We start from the raw sequence: 17,289 nt of genomic DNA, 5'->3' as shown, positions 1-17,289 counted from the left end.
GCAGCAGGGCGGCCAGTCGCGGGTCGGGTCTTATGGATGAATGCTATAAAAAATGCAATAGGATTATCCCTGGATCGCGCGGTGGCGTTGTCCGCGCGGCCGCCTACGTCCCCAAGCGCTGAAGGCTTTTTTGCGCTGGGGATATGCGCGGCAGCGTTTTTTTAGCCGCTAAAGCAGCTGCGCCGCGCCGATCCACTGCGCGTCCCATTCCCGCGCGAGCCGCTGGCAGCGCTGCAGCGCGATGGCCTCGTTCTCGAAGTCGACGATCTGGCAGCAGTCGGCAAGCTTAGGGCGCGTGGGCAGGGCGGCAAAGCGGCCGTCGGTCAGCAGCCACAGCGACAGCAACTGGCCGGACGAGGCGCGGCGCGCGCGCTGCAGCACAGCTTCGGCCAGCTGCATGGCCGACGCCACGGGCGTCGCGCCGCCGCCGCGCAGCGGCTGGATCCAGCCGGCGTTGAAGGCCACGGCCTTGCCCGGCGCCTGCAGCAGCCGGGCCTCATGGCCCGAGAAACCAATCACCGCCAGATGCTCGCGCCGACGGTAGAAGTCCTGCGTCAGCGCGAGCAGGCAGCCCTTGGCCAGTGCGAGCTTTTCGCCGCGCAGCATGGAGGCCGACATGTCGAGCAGCACGCAATGCAGCGTGCTGCTGCCCCGGGGCTGCGGCCGATAGCGCAGGTCCCCCGCTTGCAGACGCCGCGGGCCCTTGCGCAGCAGGGTCCTGATCCAGTCCAGCTGCTGGCCGGGCGCAGCGTCGCGGCGGCCCTTGCGCGCGGTATTGCTGCCGCGCCCCACGCTGGCCTGGCCGGCCAGCGCAGGACGCGTCAGGCTTTTTTTGGCGCGAGCGCCTTCAGCGGTTTGACGGTCTGCAGACCCGTGGCCTGGGGCGGGGGCAGGGCGCCCCAATGTTCCGACTGGCTTTCGCCAGGGCTCTGCGCATTGCCAGTGTCAGCTTGCGATGCGGCAGTCGGCGGGGGCGGGGTGCTGGCAGGCTGTTGCTCCGACGGCGGCGGCGGCGAAGCCTGGCTTGCGTCGCCCGCCTGGCTGCGCCGGTGCGCCAGTGCGAGTTCCGCCACAGCGGTGACATCGGCCTGCGTCACCTCGCTGCGGCCGGCCAGCGCCGCGTGCGCACGCGCCGCGCGCAGCATCACCAGATCGGCACGCACGCCTTCGACACCCGCCTGCTGGCACAGCTGGGCAACCTGCTCATGCACGGCATCGGACCAGTCGAGCGAAGCCACGCTCGCGCGCGCCGTCGCGACGCGCCGGGCCAGCGCCTGCTGCGCCTGGGCATATTGCGCTGCGAACGCCTCGTGGTCGGCGTCATACGCCATGCGCGTCTTGACGATGGCCTTGCGCGTGGCGACATCGGGCACGTTGTCCAGCTGCACGAACAGGCCGAAGCGGTCGAGCAATTGCGGGCGCAGCTGGCCTTCCTCGGGGTTCATGGTGCCGATCAGCGCGATGCGCGCCGGGTGCTGGTGCGAGACGCCGTCGCGCTCCACGCGGTTGATGCCGCTGGCGCTGACATCGAGCAGCAGATCGACCAGGCCGTCGGCCAGCAGATTGACTTCGTCGACATAGAGAATGCCCTGGTGCGCCTGGGCCAGCAGGCCGGGGCGGAACTGCACGCGGCTGCCCTGCAGCGCGGCTTCGAGATCGAGCGTGCCGACCAGTTGCTCCTCGGTCGCGCCCAGCGGCAGGTTGACGAAGCGGCCCGCGGGCAGCAGCGCGGCGAGCGCGCGCGCACTGGTCGACTTGGCCGTGCCGCGCGGGCCTTCGACCAGCACGCCGCCGAGCAGCGGGTCCACGGCCACCAGCAGCAGCGCCGTCTGCAGCGGCTGCTGGCCCTGCAGGGCGGTAAAGGGAAAGGCCGGGGGGAAAGTCATCGGTTCTCCAGAAGCTGTTCGGCTTCAAGCAATTGTTGTTCGAGCAGTGGCTGGTAGTCGCCGCTGTCTTGCCACAGCCCGCGCTGGATGGCTTCGAGCAGGCGCTCGCAGATGCCGTGGAAGGCCGCGGGATTGTGCTGCTGCAGGAAGCTGCGCGTGGCGGCATCGGCGACAAAGGCATCGGTCACGCGCGCATATTGGTCGCCCCGCACCACGCGCGCCGTGGCGTCGAACGCAAACAGATAGTCGACCGTGGCCGCGACCTCGGCCGCGCCCTTGTAGCCATGGCGCTTGATGCCGTCGATCCATTTGGGATTGGTCACGCGCGCGCGCACCACGCGGCTGATCTCCTCCTGCAGCGTGCGCATGCGCGGCGCCTGCGGGTTGCTGTGGTCGCCGAAATACAGCGCGGGCTGCTGGCCGCTGTAATGGCGCACGGCCGCGGCCATGCCGCCCTGGAACTGGTAGTAGTCGTCGGAGTCAAGCAGGTCGTGCTCGCGGTTGTCCTGGTTTTGCACCACCAGTTGCATGGCGCCGAGGCGGCGCACGAAAGTCTCGGGTAGTGGCGTGCCATGGTCGTTCTGGCCGTAGGCATACGCGCCCCAGTTGCGAAACGCCGTGGCCAGGTCCTCGTCGGTTTCCCAGTTCCTGCCGTCCATCAGCCCTTGCAGGCCCGCGCCATAGCTGCCGGGCTTGGCGCCAAACACGCGCAGGCCGGCCTGGTGGCGCGCGGCCTTGGCGTCGAGGCCTTGTGCGCGCAGCTGTTGCGCTTCGAGCAGCACGCGCGCGCGGATTGGGTTGGTGTCCGCGTCTTCGTCCTCGAGATCGGCCACCTTCTGCACCGCCGCATCGAACAGGCGGATCACATTGGTGAACGCATCGCGGAAGAAGCCCGACACGCGCAGTGTCACATCGACGCGCGGGCGGCCCAGCACCGCCATCGGCAGCACTTCGAAATCCACCACGCGCCAGCTGCCGTCGGCCCATTTCGGGCGCACGCCCAGCAGCGCAAAGGCCTGCGCGATGTCGTCGCCGCCGGTGCGCATGGTGGCCGTGCCCCAGACCGACAGGCCCAGCGTGCGCGGGTAGTCGCCATGCTCCTGCGTGTATTTCTCGATCAGCAGCTGCGCCGACTGCAGTCCCAGCGTCCAGCTGGTGGGCGTGGGCACGGCGCGCGTGTCGATGGAAAAGAAGTTGCGCCCGGTGGGCAGCACATCGGGCCGGCCGCGCGTGGGCGCGCCGCTCGGGCCCGCGGGCACGAAGCGGCCCTCGAGGCCGCGGCTCAGCTGCAGGATCTCCTGTTCGCCGCAGGCCGTGAGGCGCGGGCGCAGATCGCGCTGCACGCGTTCGAGCACCTGCAGCGTCTGGGCCATGGCGGCGTGGCGGGCGCGCAGATCTTCGAGCGGCCGCTCCAGCCAGTCGAGCGCCAGCAGCTCCAGCCGCTCGCGCGTGTCGCCGGCGTGGCGCCAGGGCTGGGCATCGATCTGCGCCAGCAGTTCGGGCCGCGGTCCGGTCCAGGGCGCTTCCCAGGCGGCATCGAGCGGATTGAAATCGGCGCCGAGTTGCAGATCGGCGGCCAGCGCGCCAATCAGGCTGGCGTTCGCGCCCTGGCCGTTGCCCACGGGATGGCGCGCCAGCGCCAGCAGCGTGTCGCGCTCGAGCCGGCCCGCGGGCGACTGGCCGAAGATGTGCAGGCCGTCGCGGATCTGGCTTTCCTTGAGCTCGCACAGATAGGCATCGGTCTTGTTGAGCAGCAACTGCTCTTCTTCGGCGCCGCGCGGCGCGGCCACGCCCAGGTCCTGGTGCAGGTCGTGGGCGAGGATATGCTCGAGGATCTGCCGGCGCAGCAATCCGGCGCGCCGCTGGTCCATGGTGATCGCGTCGTAGTACTCGTCGACCATGCGTTCGAGGTCGCGCGTCGGCCCATAGCTCTCGGCGCGCGTGAGCGGCGGCATCAGGTGGTCGACGATCACCGCCTGCGCGCGGCGCTTGGCCTGCGTGCCTTCGCCCGGGTCGTTGACGATAAAGGGATAGAGATGCGGCATCGGCCCGAACACCAGGTCGGGCCAGCAGGTGTTGGCCAGCGCCACGCTCTTGCCCGGCAGCCATTCGAGATTGCCATGCTTGCCCACATGCACCATCGCATCGGCATCCCAGGCCGAGCGCAGCCAGTGGTAGAACGCGAGGTAGTAGTGCGGCGGCACGAGGTCGGGGTCGTGGTAGCTGGCCGCAGGGTCGAGCTGATAGCCGCGCGCGGGCTGGATGCCCACAAACACCTGGCCGCAGCGCAGCCCGGCAATCATGAAGCGGCCTGCGCGCAGCATCGGGTCGGCCTCGGGCGCGCCCCAGCGTTCCAGCACCGCCTGCCGATTGGCTGCGGGCAGGCTCGCAAAGAACGCCTGGTAGCTTTCCAGCGCCAGGCTTTGCTGCGCGGGGCGCACCGCCCACGAATCGGGGTCGTTGGTGATGCCCTGCTGCAGCTGCCGCATCAGCGCATCGCCATCGGCGGGCAGCGTGTCGACGCAGTAGCCCTGGGCCTGCAGCGCCTGCAGGATATGCACCACCGAGGCCGGCGTGTCGAGCCCGACGCCATTGCCCAGCCGGCCTTCCTTGGTCGGGTAGTTGGCCAGGATCAGCGCCAGGCGCTTGTCGGCATTGTCCTTGCGGCGCAGCCGGCACCAGCGCTGGGCCAGGTCCACGACGAAGCCCAGGCGTTCGGCATGCGGCTGGTACTGCACCACATCCGATTGCGTGAGTTCGCTGCGGTGCGAGCGGCCCTTGAAGCTGATGGCGCGCGTGATGATGCGGCCGTCGACTTCGGGCATGGCCACATGCATGGCGATGTCGCGCGGCTGCAGGCCATGCGCGTCTTCGAGCCAGCTTTGCTCGTTGGCGCCCGACATGATGACCTGCAGCACCGGAATGTCGCCGGCCAGCGCATGGTCGCCCGGTGTTTCCAGCGAGGATTGCGAAAACGACGTGGTGTTGAGAATCAGTGCCACCTGCTGCTGGTCGCACAGCTGGTGCAGCATCGCCATGCAGGCCGCGTCCTTGAGCGACAGCAGGGCCAGCGGCAGCGGGTTCATGCCGCGTGCCAGCAGTTGCTCGCCGAGCGCGCGAAACACCTGCGTGTTGCCCGACTGCAGATGCGCGCGGTAGAACACGATCAGCACCACGGGCGCGCCGTCGATCCACTGCAAGGCGCCGGGCTGCTGCCAGGCGTCAACGGACGCGGCGTCGTGTTCCGGATGGTAGACCGCGACCGCCGGCAGGGGCTGGGGTGGCAAGGCCGGCCGGGCACCGCCGAGGAATTGGTGCCACAGGTAGCGGAACAGCTCGCGCGCATTGGCCGCGCCGCCTTCGCGCAGATAGCGCCAGAGGCTGCGGCACTGCTCCATCGAGGCGGTGCTTTTTTGCAGCAGGTTCAGGTCTTCGGTGGTGTCGCCCGAGAACATCACCAGCTCGATGCCCTTGCTGCGGCAGATCTCGCGGATGCGTTCGGTGCCGTAGGGCCAGTAGCTTTCGCCGCCCAGGTGATCGATGACGATCACGCGCGCGTGCTGCAGCACCTCGTCGACATACAGATCGACCGAGGCCGGCTGGCGCAGGTGCATCAGATTGGCCAGGCGCACTGTCGGCCACTGCTCGCCGTCCGGGCCGCCGCGCAGCTGGCCATAGACCTCGGCCAGCAGCGCCAGCGTGGTGTCGGCCGCGCTCAGGAACACCAGCTGCGCCGGGGTCTGGCCCAGGCTGGAGACAAAGGCTTCGTCGTCGACAAAGCCACCGGGCTGGACGGCAAGCAGATGCATCAGCGCGCTCCCAGCGTGGCGAGTTCGGCGCGGATCGCGGTGTCGTCGAGGTCGTGGCCGATCAGCACCAGATGCGTCTGCGGCGCCTCGCCCGCGGCCCAGCGGCGGTCGAAATAGCTGTCGAAGCGCGTGCCCACGCCATGCACCACCAGGCGCATGGGCTTGCCCGGCACGGCGACAAAGCCCTTGATGCGGTAGACCTGGTGCGCGGCCACGATGCGCTCGAGCGTGGCCAGCAAGGCCTCGCGCTCGACTTCGGGCAGCTTGACGACAATCGAGTCGAAATCGTCGTGGTCGTGGTCGTCGTCATGGCTGTGGTGGCTCTGGCGCTGCTCAATGCTTTCTTCCGACGCGCTGGACAGGCCCAGCACCACGCCCAGATCGATCTTGCCCTGGTTGGCGGCGACGATCTTCACCTGCGCCGGCACTTCCTCGCGCACGATGGCTTCGACCCTGGCGCGGTCTTCGCTGCTGGCCAGATCGAGCTTGGTCAGCACCACCAGGTCGGCCGACAGCAGCTGGTCCTCGAACAGCTCGTGCAGCGGCGATTCGTGGTCGAGGTTCGGGTCCTGGCGGCGCTGGGCATCGACCGCGGCCGGATTGGCCGCGAACTGACCTGCGGCGGTGGCGGGCGTGTCGACCACGGTGATCACCGCATCGACGGTGCAGGCGTTCTTGATCTCGGGCCAGTTGAAGGCCTGCACCAGCGGCTTGGGCAGCGCCAGGCCGCTGGTCTCGATCAGGATATGGTCGATGTCGTCGCGCCGCGCGATCAGCTCGCGCATCACCGGGTAGAACTCTTCCTGCACGGTGCAGCACATGCAGCCGTTGGCGAGTTCATAAAGCTGTCCCTGCTGCTCGACGCCGTTCTCGTCGCAGCCGATGCCGCAGCTGCGCAGGATGTCGCCATCGATGCCCAGCTCGCCGAATTCGTTGACGATGACGGCAATGCGGCGCCCGCCCGCGTTCTCGAGGATATGGCGCAGCAGCGTGGTCTTGCCGCTGCCCAGGAAGCCGGTGACGATGGTCGCGGGGATTTTTGGCAGGTGCTTCATTGAGTGCTCCGGGAAGAGGCCATGCCGGCGACGCGAAAGGCAGGCAATGCCCGGCGCGGTCCAGCACAAAGGGTACAAAAGCTGCGCGGGAGACGGGCGACGACGCGCGCGGCAGCGCGCAGGCGCGGCCGCGGAACGTTCGCCGCCACACCCCGTGGCAGACAACGGCATTCGTACAGGTCGGTATTCTGGCTTGCCTTCGTCCAGCGCACACCGCCTTCCCGGGCCGCGGCCCAGTGGCGTCGAGATGTGTCTGTCAGGCTTACAGCAGCGGGGGCTGCGCCGGAATGCTCCCGCGCGGGAGGTCACCGGTCTTCCCGTTTCACCCCGGCCGCGACTGCGGCCCGGGACTCCTGTACGGGTGCGGCGATTATAGGAGCCGGTCGGCGATCTCCCCGGCGCAGGGCATTACAGCGCGCATTGCATATGGATGGTCTGCCATTGCGGATCGGCATCGCGGCAGAGGACCTCGAAGCCATGGCGCTGCCAGAAAGCCTCGGCGCCGGGCAGGAAGGGGTGGGTATGCAGATACAGCACCTCGATGCCCTGCGCGCGCGCCTGTTCCTTGAGCGCCGCGAACAGCGCATCGGCAATGCCGCGCCGCCGGCACGCGGGCCGCACATACAGCCGCACCACCTCCACGACGCGCCGGCCGGCAAAGTCCAGCTGCGCAAAGCGATGGTCATAGGCGCGCCAGGCAATGGTGCCGACAATGCCCAGGGCGGGCTCATGGGCGGCCAGCATCAGGCCGTGGCCCTGGGTGTAGGTGGATTCGAAGTCCCGCAGATCCGGCGCCATCGCGCAGGTGTCGAGGCGGCCGGCAAACATCTCGGCGCGGGCCTGCTGGAGGAAATCAAGGACGGGGGCGCAGGCATGAACGGTGTCGATGGGCATGGAAGAAACTCTAGGGCATCTCTATTTTGTCGGGTTCACCCCCTTCGACCGGCTCGGGGCAAACGGGTTCAGCTACATTAACCCCCACCTCCGGTTCCGCAAGGACATGCCGCCGTCAAAAAGCCGCATGAGGGAATCCAGAGCGCCCCGTCTGCAAGACCCGGGCGCCCATGCAATGGAACTGCCCCCGCAACTGTAGGCAACGAGCGGGCGCGCCACATGCCACTGAACGCAGGTTCGGGAAGGCGGCGCGCCAGCGGCGACTTGCCAGTCAGGAGACCTGCCGAGGAAGGAAATGATCATTGCCGGCGGGGTGTCCGGGAAGCGACCAATGGCTTGGACTCCGCCGTGCCGCATGCCGCGGCAGGCGCCATCGTGCATTGCTGGCTTTCGGAAAACTCCTGCCTTTTCTGGAAAGACCGACCCGATGCCGATGCCACGCCTTGCCTTGTCCCTGCTGCTGGCCGCCGCGCCCCTCGCGGCCAATGCCACCGACTACCCGCTGCGCCTGCACAACTGCGGCTACACGCTCACGTTCGACAAGGCGCCCGCATCGGCGGTGACCATCGGCCAGGCCGGCACCGAGATGCTTTATGCGCTGGGGCTGGGCGACAAGCTGGCGGGCACCGCGCTGTGGTTCAACGCCGTGCAGCCGCAGTTCAAGGCCATCAACGACAAGGTGCCGCGCCTGGCCGACAACGACCCGAGCTTCGAGGCCGTGATCGGCAAGCGCCCGGCGCTGGTGGTGTCGCAGTTCGAGTGGATGGTCGGCAAGGAGGGCGTGGTCGGCACGCGCGAGCAGTTCCATGACCTGCGCATTGCCAGCTATGCGATGCCGTCGGACTGCGAAGGCAAGAACAATCTCAGCGGCGCCGACGGCACGCGCACCGCGGCCTATGACGTCAATGCGCTCTACAAGAGCGTGCAGCAGCTGGCGCAGATCTTCGATGTCGAGCCGCGTGGCAAGGCCCTGGTCGATGAACTCAAGCAGCGCCAGGCCAGGGCCGTGGCGCAGTTGCAGGGCTCGAAGCTCAAGGACCTGACGGCCGCGCTGTGGTTTTCGAGCGCCGATCTGGCCATCGATCCGTACATGGCCGGGCAAAAGGGCGTGGCCGGCTACATGCTGCAGACGCTGGGCCTGCGCAATATCGTGGGCTCGGCCGAGGAGTGGCCCACGGTGGGCTGGGAAACCATTGCCAGGGCCAACCCGTCGATCCTGATCATCGCGCGCATGGACCGCCGCCGCTTTCCCGCCGACGACTACCGCAAGAAGCTCGAGTTCCTGAAGCAGGACCCGGTCACGCGGCATATGGACGCGGTGAAGAACGAGCGCATCGTGATCGTCGACGCCGATGCGCTGCAGGGCTCGATCCGCATGGTCGATGGCATGGAGCAGATCGCGCAGGCGGCGCTGAAGCTGCAGGCGCGGGCGCGTTGAGCAGCATCCGGTGGCCTGGCGCCGCCTCTTTCCCATGCATCCGATCGTGCGCATTCTTTTGCTGACCGGCGCCGCGCTGGCGCTGCTGGCCCTGGCCGTGCTGCTTGGCGTGGCGATTGGCGAAACCTCGATTGCCCCCGGCGTGGTCTGGCAGGTGCTGGCCAACCAGCTCGCGGGCGCCGGGTATCCGGTCGATCCCATCGACCAGGGCATTGTCTGGAACTACCGCCTCGCGCGCGCGCTGGTGGCCGCCAGCTGCGGCGCGGGCCTGGCGATCTCGGGCGTGATCCTGCAATCGCTGCTGCGCAATGCGCTGGCCGAACCCTATCTGCTGGGCATCTCCGCCGGCGCCTCGACGGGCGCGGTACTGGTGTCCGTGGCCGGGCTGGGCGCGGGCGCGATCTCCATGACCACCGGCGCCTTCTTTGGCGCCGTGTGCGCGTTCGCGCTGGTGGCGCTGCTCGCGCATGCGGCCGGCAGCGGCGGCCTGCGCAATGGCGCGCAGATCGTGCTGGCCGGCATCGCGGGCTCGCAGCTGTTCAATGCATTGACCTCGCTGATCATCACCAAGTCGGGCAGCGCCGAACAGGCGCGCGGCATCATGTTCTGGCTGCTGGGCAACCTGAGCGGCGTGCGCTGGAGCGATACGCTGCTCACGGCGGCGGTGGCCGTGGCGGGCCTGGCGGTCTGCCTGTGGCATGCGCGCGCGCTCGATGCGTTCACCTTCGGCAGCGAATCCGCGGCCGCGCTGGGCGTGCCGGTGCGGCGCGTGCAGCTGGTGCTGCTGCTGGCCGCGGCGCTGATCACGGCGGTGATGGTGTCCATCGTCGGCGCGATCGGTTTTGTCGGGCTGGTGATTCCGCATGCCGCGCGCTTTCTGGTCGGCGTGCGCCACCGCCGGCTGATTCCGGCCAGCGCCTTGATCGGTGCGATCTTCCTGATTGCCGCCGATGTGATCTCGCGCACCTTGCTTCCAGGCCAGGTGCTGCCGATCGGCGTCATCACCGCGCTGGTGGGCGCGCCGGTGTTTGCCGCCATCCTGCTCAAGGGCCGCGGAGGCCGCACATGAGCGCGCCCGCGGCATTGCAGGCGCGCGGCCTGGGCTGGGCCACGCGCGGCGCGCGCATCGTCGAAGGCGTGGATCTCGAAGTGCGGCCCGGCGAGATGCTGGGGCTGATCGGGCCCAATGGCTCGGGCAAGTCCACGCTGCTGCGGCTGCTGGCGGGCATCCTCGCGCCCAGCGCAGGCGAAGTGCTGCTCGATGGCCAGCCCATGTGTGCACTGCCACGGCGTGCGCTTGCGCGCCGGCTGGCGTTTGTCGCGCAGCTGGCCGATACGCAGGATGCCATCGAGGTCCGGGATGCGGTGGAGCTGGGCCGCACGCCCTGGCTGTCGGCGCTGCAGCCCTTGTCGGCCGCGGACCGCGCGGCCGTCGATGCCGCGCTGGCCGCGGTGGGCCTGCAGCACAAGCGGCGCAGCGCCTGGAACACGCTGTCGGGCGGCGAACGCCAGCGCGTGCACATCGCGCGCGCGCTGGCCCAGCAGCCCGGCGTGCTGCTGCTTGACGAGCCGACCAACCACCTCGACATTCACCAGCAGCTGTCGCTGATGCAGCTGGTGCGCAGCCTGCCCGTCACCAAGCTGGTGGCACTGCACGATTTGAACCAGGCGCTGGCCTGCGACCGGCTGGCCGTGCTCAGCGCCGGGCAGATCGTGGCCCGGGGCACGCCGCAGCAAATCCTCACGCCGGCGCTGCTGCGCGACGTTTTCCAGGTGCAGGCGACTGCATTGATCGATCCCGCCGACGGCACCCCGGTGCTACGTTTCAAACCCCTTGATTGCCTTTCGCATGAACCACAAGATGCTTGCCGGCCTGTGCCTGGCGCTGACCGTCGCCCCGCTGGCCTGGGCCGAAAACTTTGAAGTGAGGATGCTCAACCGCGGCAGCCAGGGCGCCATGGTCTACGAGCCCGAGTTCATCCAGCTCGAGCCCGGGGACCGGATCAAGTTCCTGGCCAGCAGCAGCGGCCACGACGCTGTGTCGATCGACGGCATGCTGCCCGCGGGGGCGCAGCCCTTCAAGGGCCGGATCAATGAAGAGATCGAAGTGGCGTTCACCGAGCCGGGCCTCTACGGCATCAAATGCCTGCCGCACTACGCAATGGGCATGGTGATGCTGGTGCAGGTCGGCGCTGCGCCGCTGTCCACGCTGAAGATCCCCGCCGACGCGCCCGAGCGCGCGCAAAAGCGCTTTCAGGACATTGCCGCGCGCGCCGCGCGCTGAACACCATGGCACTGAAGCGATATTCCCTGGGCGCGGGCAGCGCCGCGTTGCTGTGCCTTTGCGGTCCGGTGCTGGCGGGCGCACAGGATACGGCCACCGGTCTCATCGAAGGCGCGCAGCTGCAGATGCAAAACCGCCTGGTCTACGAGCAGCTCGACTACCGCCACGGCAGCAGTTTTCGCGCCACCAATGGCGCGCGCGGCAAGACCCGGGCACGCGAGTCGGGCTACGGGCTGATGCTGAACTTGCAGTCGGGCTATACGCAGGGCGCGGTGGGGCTGGGCATCGACGCGCATGTGCATGGCGCCATCAACATCGATACCCAGCCGGACAGCGCGCGCGCGACACCGCGTTATGTCGCCAAGAACGGGCAGGACATCCCGCGCAGCTTTGGCCGCGCGGGCGCGGCGCTCAAGCTGCGCGTGTCGTCCACCGAACTGCGGCTCGGCGAAATGCGCACGCGCAACCCGATCTTCAATTCCTCCGACACGCGGCTGCTGCCCGAAACCAATCGCGGCTGGCTGCTGAGCAGCAGCGATATTCCCTCGCTGGCACTGCAGGCGGGGCGCTTCACGGCCTGGGCCGACCGCAACAGCCGCAAGAATGGCGGCAAGCTGCTGGCCAATTATTCGGGCGCGAATGGCGACGCCTTCAGCTTCTTCGGCGGCACCTGGACCACGCCGGTCAAGCACTGGAGCCTGAGCAGCTATGCCGGCCAATATGAGGATTACTGGAACACCTGGTATCTGGGCAGCGCCTACCAGCTTGAGCTGGCGCACAAGCAGGCGCTGGCGTTGAGCTTCAATCTCTACCGCAACCGCGATACCGGCCAGGCGCGCGCCGGCGTGGTGGACAACACCACGTTCAGCCTGATGGGCAGCTACGCCACCGGGATACACCGCTTTGGCCTGGGCTATCAGAAGGTCCATGGCGACACGCCGTTCGACTATGTCAACCGTGGCTCGATCTGGCTCGAAAACGCGATGCAGCTGTCGGACTTCAACGGCCCAGGCGAGGCGTCGTGGCAGCTGCGCTACGACGTCGATCTCGCCACGCTGGTCGCGCCCGGCCTGAGCGCGGGTATCGCCTATACGCGCGGCACCGGCATTGACAACAGCCGGCTGACGCCGATCTACGCCAGCTACCTGGGCTACGCGGGCAGCAACGGCCGGCATTGGGAGCGCGACCTGCTGCTGCGCTATACGCTGCGCCAGGGCGCGGCGAAGGGCCTGGCGCTGCTGCTGCGCTACGGCGTGCACCGCGTGAACCCGGCGCAGGGCGAGGCGAATATCGACCAGATCCGCGTGCAGGCGGAAATGCCGGTTCAACTGTTCTGAGCGCGCTCCAGCAGGTCACGCTGGCCTTCGGCCTCGCGCAGCAGCAGTGCACGCTTGCGCTCCACGCCCCAGCGGTAGCCGGACAGATCGCCATCGCTGCGCAGCACGCGGTGGCAGGGAATGGCCACCGCCAGCGGGTTGGCGCCGCAGGCGCTGCCCACGGCGCGCACCGCCTTGGGCGCGCCGATGCGCGCGGCCAGCTGCGCATAGCTCACGGTGCTGCCCGGCGGAATTTCACGCAGCGCCTGCCACACGCGCTCCTGGAAGGCCGTGCCGCGCACATCGAGCGGCAACTGCAGGCCCAGCGACGGCGCCTCGATGAAGCCCACGACCTGCGCCACCAGCTGCTCGAAACCGGCATCCCCGCCTGTCAGCTCGGCCTTGGGGAAGCGGTCTTGCAGATCGCGCAGCAGCCGTTGCGGGTCGTCGCCCAGCAAGATCGCGCAGAGCCCGCGCTGGCTTTGCGCCACCAGGATCGCGCCCAGCGAACACTGGCCGATGGCAAAGCGTATCGCCGCGCCCGCGCCGCCCGCCCGGTAGTCGCGCGCCGCCATGCCCAGCCGCTGGCCCGCGGTTTCATAGAAGCGGCTGCTGGACTGGAAGCCCGCGCCATAGATCGCGTCGGTGACCGACGCCTCGGGCGCGTCCAGTTGCGCACGCAGCCGGCGCGCGCGCGCGGCGCTGGCATAGGCCTTGGGCGTGAGGCCGGTCTCGGCCTTGAACACGCGGTGGAAATGAAATGTGCTGAGCCCGGCTTGCGCCGCCAGCGTCGCCAGATTCGGTGCGCTGTCGGCGGCGTCCATGCTCCGGCACGCTGCGGCCACCACCTCGGCGCGGGCGCAGGCCGCGAGCGTCTGGTCGCCCTGCGCGCGCCGGCTGGCGCGAAAGCCGGCGCCCTGGGCCGCCTGCGCGGACTCGAAGAAGATGACGTTCTCGCGCCGCGGCAGCCGGGCGCCCGCGCTGGGCCGGCAGTAGACGCCCGTGGTCTTCACCGCGTAGACAAAGTGCGCATCGGCCTGTGCATCGCGTTCCAGCAGCGCCTGCCAGCGCTGCGCGTCGGTGGCATAGCGGGGCGTGTGGGGGGGGAGGGGGTGCATGCTCGCTTCCTGGGGTGCAATGGGTGTCGGCACGATAGCGCCGAATGGGGCCGCAAGCACTCCGATTCTTGCGCTTGAATTCTGCGGGTGGAGCAATCTCCCTGCTGCGCATGCGGGACCGGGTAGCCAGCATGGAAATGGCAAATGACAATCGATCCAGGCTCCAGGCGCGCGGTTCAACCGTTCGTGGTGAGCCGCGTCGAAGCATGAACGTCCTGCCCTCCAGCACCTCCAGGAGCCGCCATGATCCCCAGGAACACCCTCTGCCTCTGGTACGACGGCACGGCCGAAGAAGCCGCCCGCTTCTACGCCCAGACCTTTCCCGACAGCGCCGTGCAGGCCGTGCACCGCGCGCCGGCCGACTATCCCGCGGGCAAGCAGGGCGATGTGCTCACGGTGAATTTCACCGTCGCCGGCATTCCCTGCCTGGGCCTCAACGGCGGGCCGCAGTTCCGGCACAACGAGTCCTTCTCCTTCCAGATCGCCACCGACGACCAGCAGGAAACCGACCGGCTGTGGAATGCGATCGTCGGCAACGGCGGCCAGGAAAGCGCATGCGGCTGGTGCAAGGACCGCTGGGGCGTGTCCTGGCAGATCACGCCGCGCGTGCTGACCGAGGGCACCACCGATCCCGACCCGGCCGTGGCGCGGCGCGTCTTCGAAGCCATGATGACCATGAAGAAGATCGACATTGCCGCCATCGAGGCCGCGCGCCGCGGCTGATCGCAGGCTTCAGGCCTGCACTCGGTAGTGGTAGCCGTAGACCGGCGCAAAGCCCAGGCCGGTGTAAAGCTGCTGCGCGCGCAGATTGCCGCCGCCGACCTGCAGATCGGTATGGGTTGCGCCTTGCCGCGCGGCCCACTGCAGCAGGGCCAGGACCATCTGCCGCCCCAGGCCCTGGCCGCGGTGCGCGGGATGCACCAGCACTTCGTAGAGGCCCACGGCATCGCGCTCGAACACCGCCAGGCCCCAAGCGCGGACCGCGCCGTGCTGCGCCAGCGTGAGATAGGCGCAGCGCATGCCGATCGACTCCAATACGGCGCGGTGCGCGGGCTGCTGCTGCGGCGGGTGCTCGCTGGCCGCGCAATAGCCGTCAAGCCAGCTGGTCTGCAACGCGGAATGCGACTGCAGCTGCACCTGCGCCGCCGGCTGCCAGCGACTGTCTTCGGCCTGCGTGGCGCGCTGCATCAGCAGCGAGGGCTCGATCGCGCGATAGCCGCGGGCCTGCAGCAGCGCCTCGACGCCCGCATCGGCCAGCGGGCTGAGCCGGAAAATGCAGGCCAGCTGCTGGCGTGCGTAGTGGGCTTCGATCTGCTGGAGCAGCTGCGGCGTCAGCGCGGCCCCGGGCTGCAGGGCATTGGCCGAGTTGGCGCGCTTGGTGTAACCCCCGGCGCTGCGCAGCAGCCAGTCGCCCATGACCGCGCTGCGCGGCGCGGGCCAGGCATTGAAGCCGCGCTGCTCCAGCTGCTGCACGCTGGCCGCGCCCGCATGGGCCAGGGCGCTGTACAGCGGCAACGTGGTGGGAGGGTGGCGGGCGGACGTGAACTCGGTATTCATCGGCAGGCGCGCCGTTGCCGCAGGCAACTAGCGCAGAAGATGGCGGCGCAGGAATGCCAGCACATTCTCGTTGAATTCCACGGGCTTCTCGAAGTAGGCCGAGTGGCCCGCGCCCTCCACCACGCGCAGTTCGCTGCCCGGCACTTGCTGCGCGAACGCCTGCATGGCCTCGATGGGCACCAGCGGGTCCTCGCTGCCGACGACAAACAGCGTCGGACAGTCAATGCCGGCCAGCGCGGCAAGCGGCAGCAGATTGCGCGGCGCCATGAGCCCGGTCACGGCCGCGCCCCAGGCGTCGCTGTCGTAGGTATGGGCGCTGGGATTGAAATGGTTGATCTGCGCATAGAGCGCGGCGCGGTCGGGGTGCTGTTCAATGAACCAGCGGCCCAGCGAGCGCTGCTCCACGCTGAGCGCTTGCACGCGCGTCACGCGCCATGCCATGGCGTCGAGCAGCGCCGGGTGGTCGATGGTCAGCGAGGTGTCGCAGGCGACAAAGGCCGACAGCCGCGGCGCATGCTGCAGCGCCAGGCGCACGCCCACCATGCCGCCGAGCGACTGGCCGATGACAACCGCGCGCTCGACATGCTCGGCATCGAGCACGGCCAGCGCATCGTCGACAAACAGCGCGAACTCGAATTCGTCCAGCGGCGCGACGGAGCGGCCGAAGCAGCGCAGGTCCATGGCGAGGCAGCTGAATTCGCGCGCGAACACCGGCAGCTGCTGCCACCAGGTGGCGGCGTTGGAGCCCGCGCCATGGCAAAACAGCAGCGCCGGGCCTTGTCCGTGGCGTTCGTAATAGATCTTGCGGCCGTGGGAAACGATAAATGGCATGGCAGTCAGAGGGAGTGGGAGGGGTCAGTTGGCCTTGATGTTCAGGCTGCGCGTGAGCTGTATCCAGCGCTGGGCATCGCTGCGCACCAGGTCGCTGAACTGCGCCGCGGTCATGGTCAGCGGCGTCATGCCGTCGTTCTCCAGCCGCGTGCGCAGCGCCGGCTTGGCCAGGCTGGCCGCCATCGCGGCATTGAGCTTTTGCACGACGGCCGGCGGTGTGCCCTTGGGCGCGGACAGTCCGACCCAGGAACTCACCGTCATCTGCGCGAAACCCAGCTCCTCGAAGGTGGGCACATCGGGATAGGCGGAATTGCGCTGCGCCGTCGATACCGCCAGCAGCTTGAGCTTGCCGGCCTTGACATGCGGGATGGCGGTGTTGGGCGGCACCACGATCACCGACACCACGCCGCCCAGCACATCCTGCAGCGCGGGGGCGCCGCCCTTGTAGGGCACATGCATCAGCTGGATGCCGGCGCTGCGCTGCAGCAGCTCCACCAGCAGATGGCCGGTGCTGCCGTTGCCCGAACTCGCGTAGTTGATCCTGCCGGGCTCGGCCCTGGCCTTGGCCAGCAGTTCCTGCAGGGAGCCGAAACCCGCATCGCTGCGCACCACCAGCCACTGCGCGGCCGCGCCGATCGAGCCGACATGGCTGAAATCCCCGACGATGTCGAAGGGCAGCTTGTCGTAGATGCCGGCGGCAATCGTGTTGACCATGCCGGTCATGGTCAGCGTGTAGCCGTCGGGCGCTGCCGCCGCGCCGGCCTGGGCGCCGATGATGTTGCCCGCGCCGGGGCGGTTCTCCACCACGACCGGCTGCTTGAGCGCTTGCGAGAGTTCCTGCGCCAGCGGGCGCATGGTGGCGTCGTAGGCGCCTCCGGGCGGCGTCGGCACGATCACGCGGATGGCGCGGCTGGGCCAGCTGTCGGCCGGGGTCTGGGCCAGGGCGGGTGCGGCGAGGGCCAGGCTGGCCAGCCCGGACAATGCCAGGCAGGCGCTTCTGCGGCTGAATCGGTTCATGCTTGTCTCCTTTTGCCGGTACGTGGGCGTACCTGTGTCGTCGTCTGCCGGCATCATCGGCGTGCCGGCCGGCGCTGCCAAATT

At 68.8% G+C, this 17,289-nt stretch carries 14 protein-coding genes, 1 pseudogene and 2 riboswitches; of the genes and pseudogenes, 6 read left to right on the top strand and 9 right to left on the bottom strand.

The genetic code is table 11. From position 1 onward, the window contains the following. Positions 1-168 precede the first annotated feature (168 nt). The 5 genes from HUK68_RS19795 to HUK68_RS19775 all read right to left on the bottom strand — a co-directional run bounded on the left by HUK68_RS19795 (position 169) and on the right by HUK68_RS19775 (position 7,644). On the bottom strand, positions 169-792 hold the full coding sequence (locus tag HUK68_RS19795; RefSeq protein WP_244146400.1) for a vWA domain-containing protein: 624 nt from the start codon (positions 790-792) through the stop codon (positions 169-171). A 29-nt stretch (positions 793-821) separates the two neighbouring features. Continuing rightward, complete coding sequence (locus tag HUK68_RS19790) at positions 822-1,886, bottom strand: magnesium chelatase ATPase subunit I (RefSeq protein WP_175505975.1); 1,065 nt, start codon at positions 1,884-1,886, stop codon at positions 822-824. Further along, the gene (gene cobN / locus HUK68_RS19785; RefSeq protein ID WP_175505974.1) at positions 1,883-5,695 is read right to left on the bottom strand and encodes a cobaltochelatase subunit CobN; all 3,813 of its coding nucleotides are present in this window, start codon (positions 5,693-5,695) and stop codon (positions 1,883-1,885) included. Before cobN ends, HUK68_RS19790 begins: the two co-directional genes overlap by 4 nt. After that, entirely contained in the window at positions 5,695-6,750 is a 1,056-nt protein-coding gene (gene cobW, locus HUK68_RS19780; protein WP_175505973.1) for a cobalamin biosynthesis protein CobW, read from the bottom strand. Before cobW ends, cobN begins: the two co-directional genes overlap by 1 nt. A gap of 161 nt (positions 6,751-6,911) precedes the next feature. After that, positions 6,912-7,122, bottom strand: a riboswitch (cobalamin riboswitch). Between the two features lie 36 nt (positions 7,123-7,158). After that, complete coding sequence (locus tag HUK68_RS19775; protein ID WP_175505972.1) at positions 7,159-7,644, bottom strand: GNAT family N-acetyltransferase; 486 nt, start codon at positions 7,642-7,644, stop codon at positions 7,159-7,161. 74 nt (positions 7,645-7,718) lie between these two features. Next, positions 7,719-7,946, top strand: a riboswitch (cobalamin riboswitch). Positions 7,947-8,071: 125 nt separating this feature from the next. Between HUK68_RS19775 and HUK68_RS19770 the strand changes: the two genes are divergently transcribed. The 5 genes and pseudogenes from HUK68_RS19770 (at position 8,072) to HUK68_RS19750 (ending at position 12,703) form a co-directional block, all read left to right on the top strand. Continuing rightward, complete coding sequence (locus tag HUK68_RS19770) at positions 8,072-9,082, top strand: ABC transporter substrate-binding protein (RefSeq protein ID WP_175505971.1); 1,011 nt, start codon at positions 8,072-8,074, stop codon at positions 9,080-9,082. Between the two features lie 34 nt (positions 9,083-9,116). Beyond that, positions 9,117-10,151 carry a FecCD family ABC transporter permease gene (locus HUK68_RS19765; RefSeq protein ID WP_175505970.1) on the top strand — a complete coding sequence of 345 codons (1,035 nt, stop codon included), beginning with the start codon at positions 9,117-9,119 and terminating at the stop codon, positions 10,149-10,151. A 74-nt stretch (positions 10,152-10,225) separates the two neighbouring features. After that, positions 10,226-11,005 (top strand): annotated as a pseudogene (locus tag HUK68_RS19760) (ABC transporter ATP-binding protein); the annotation flags it as partial. Then, entirely contained in the window at positions 10,932-11,366 is a 435-nt protein-coding gene (locus HUK68_RS19755; protein ID WP_175505968.1) for a pseudoazurin, read from the top strand. The pseudogene HUK68_RS19760 and the gene HUK68_RS19755, both read left to right, overlap by 74 nt. 5 nt (positions 11,367-11,371) lie before the next feature. After that, the gene (locus tag HUK68_RS19750) at positions 11,372-12,703 is read left to right on the top strand and encodes an OprD family outer membrane porin (protein WP_175505967.1); all 1,332 of its coding nucleotides are present in this window, start codon (positions 11,372-11,374) and stop codon (positions 12,701-12,703) included. On the opposite strand, the gene ada is transcribed toward HUK68_RS19750, so the two are convergent. Further along, positions 12,691-13,800 carry a bifunctional DNA-binding transcriptional regulator/O6-methylguanine-DNA methyltransferase Ada gene (gene ada / locus HUK68_RS19745; protein WP_175505966.1) on the bottom strand — a complete coding sequence of 370 codons (1,110 nt, stop codon included), beginning with the start codon at positions 13,798-13,800 and terminating at the stop codon, positions 12,691-12,693. The two genes, HUK68_RS19750 and ada, sit on opposite strands and share 13 nt — an antisense overlap. Before the next feature lie 243 nt (positions 13,801-14,043). Between ada and HUK68_RS19740 the strand changes: the two genes are divergently transcribed. Then, positions 14,044-14,523 (top strand): VOC family protein, encoded by a 480-nt coding sequence (locus HUK68_RS19740; protein WP_175505965.1) that lies wholly within the window; start codon positions 14,044-14,046, stop codon positions 14,521-14,523. A gap of 9 nt (positions 14,524-14,532) precedes the next feature. Here HUK68_RS19740 and HUK68_RS19735 read toward each other — a convergent pair whose 3' ends face one another. The 3 genes from HUK68_RS19735 to HUK68_RS19725 are packed head-to-tail and all read right to left on the bottom strand — an operon-like array spanning position 14,533 to position 17,205. After that, positions 14,533-15,357: a GNAT family N-acetyltransferase gene (locus HUK68_RS19735; RefSeq protein ID WP_175505964.1), complete on the bottom strand. Its 825-nt coding sequence runs from the start codon at positions 15,355-15,357 to the stop codon at positions 14,533-14,535. Between the two features lie 27 nt (positions 15,358-15,384). Beyond that, entirely contained in the window at positions 15,385-16,188 is an 804-nt protein-coding gene (locus HUK68_RS19730; protein WP_175505963.1) for an alpha/beta fold hydrolase, read from the bottom strand. 24 nt (positions 16,189-16,212) lie between these two features. Next, positions 16,213-17,205, bottom strand: coding sequence for a Bug family tripartite tricarboxylate transporter substrate binding protein (locus tag HUK68_RS19725; RefSeq protein ID WP_175505962.1), 993 nt, complete (start codon positions 17,203-17,205; stop codon positions 16,213-16,215). Positions 17,206-17,289: the final 84 nt, after the last annotated feature.

Source organism: Comamonas antarctica, from assembly GCF_013363755.1.
Taxonomy (GTDB): domain Bacteria; phylum Pseudomonadota; class Gammaproteobacteria; order Burkholderiales; family Burkholderiaceae_C; genus Comamonas; species Comamonas antarctica.
The sequence above is the reverse complement of the archived record's forward strand: the minus strand, read 5'-3'. Positions and strand labels throughout refer to the sequence as shown.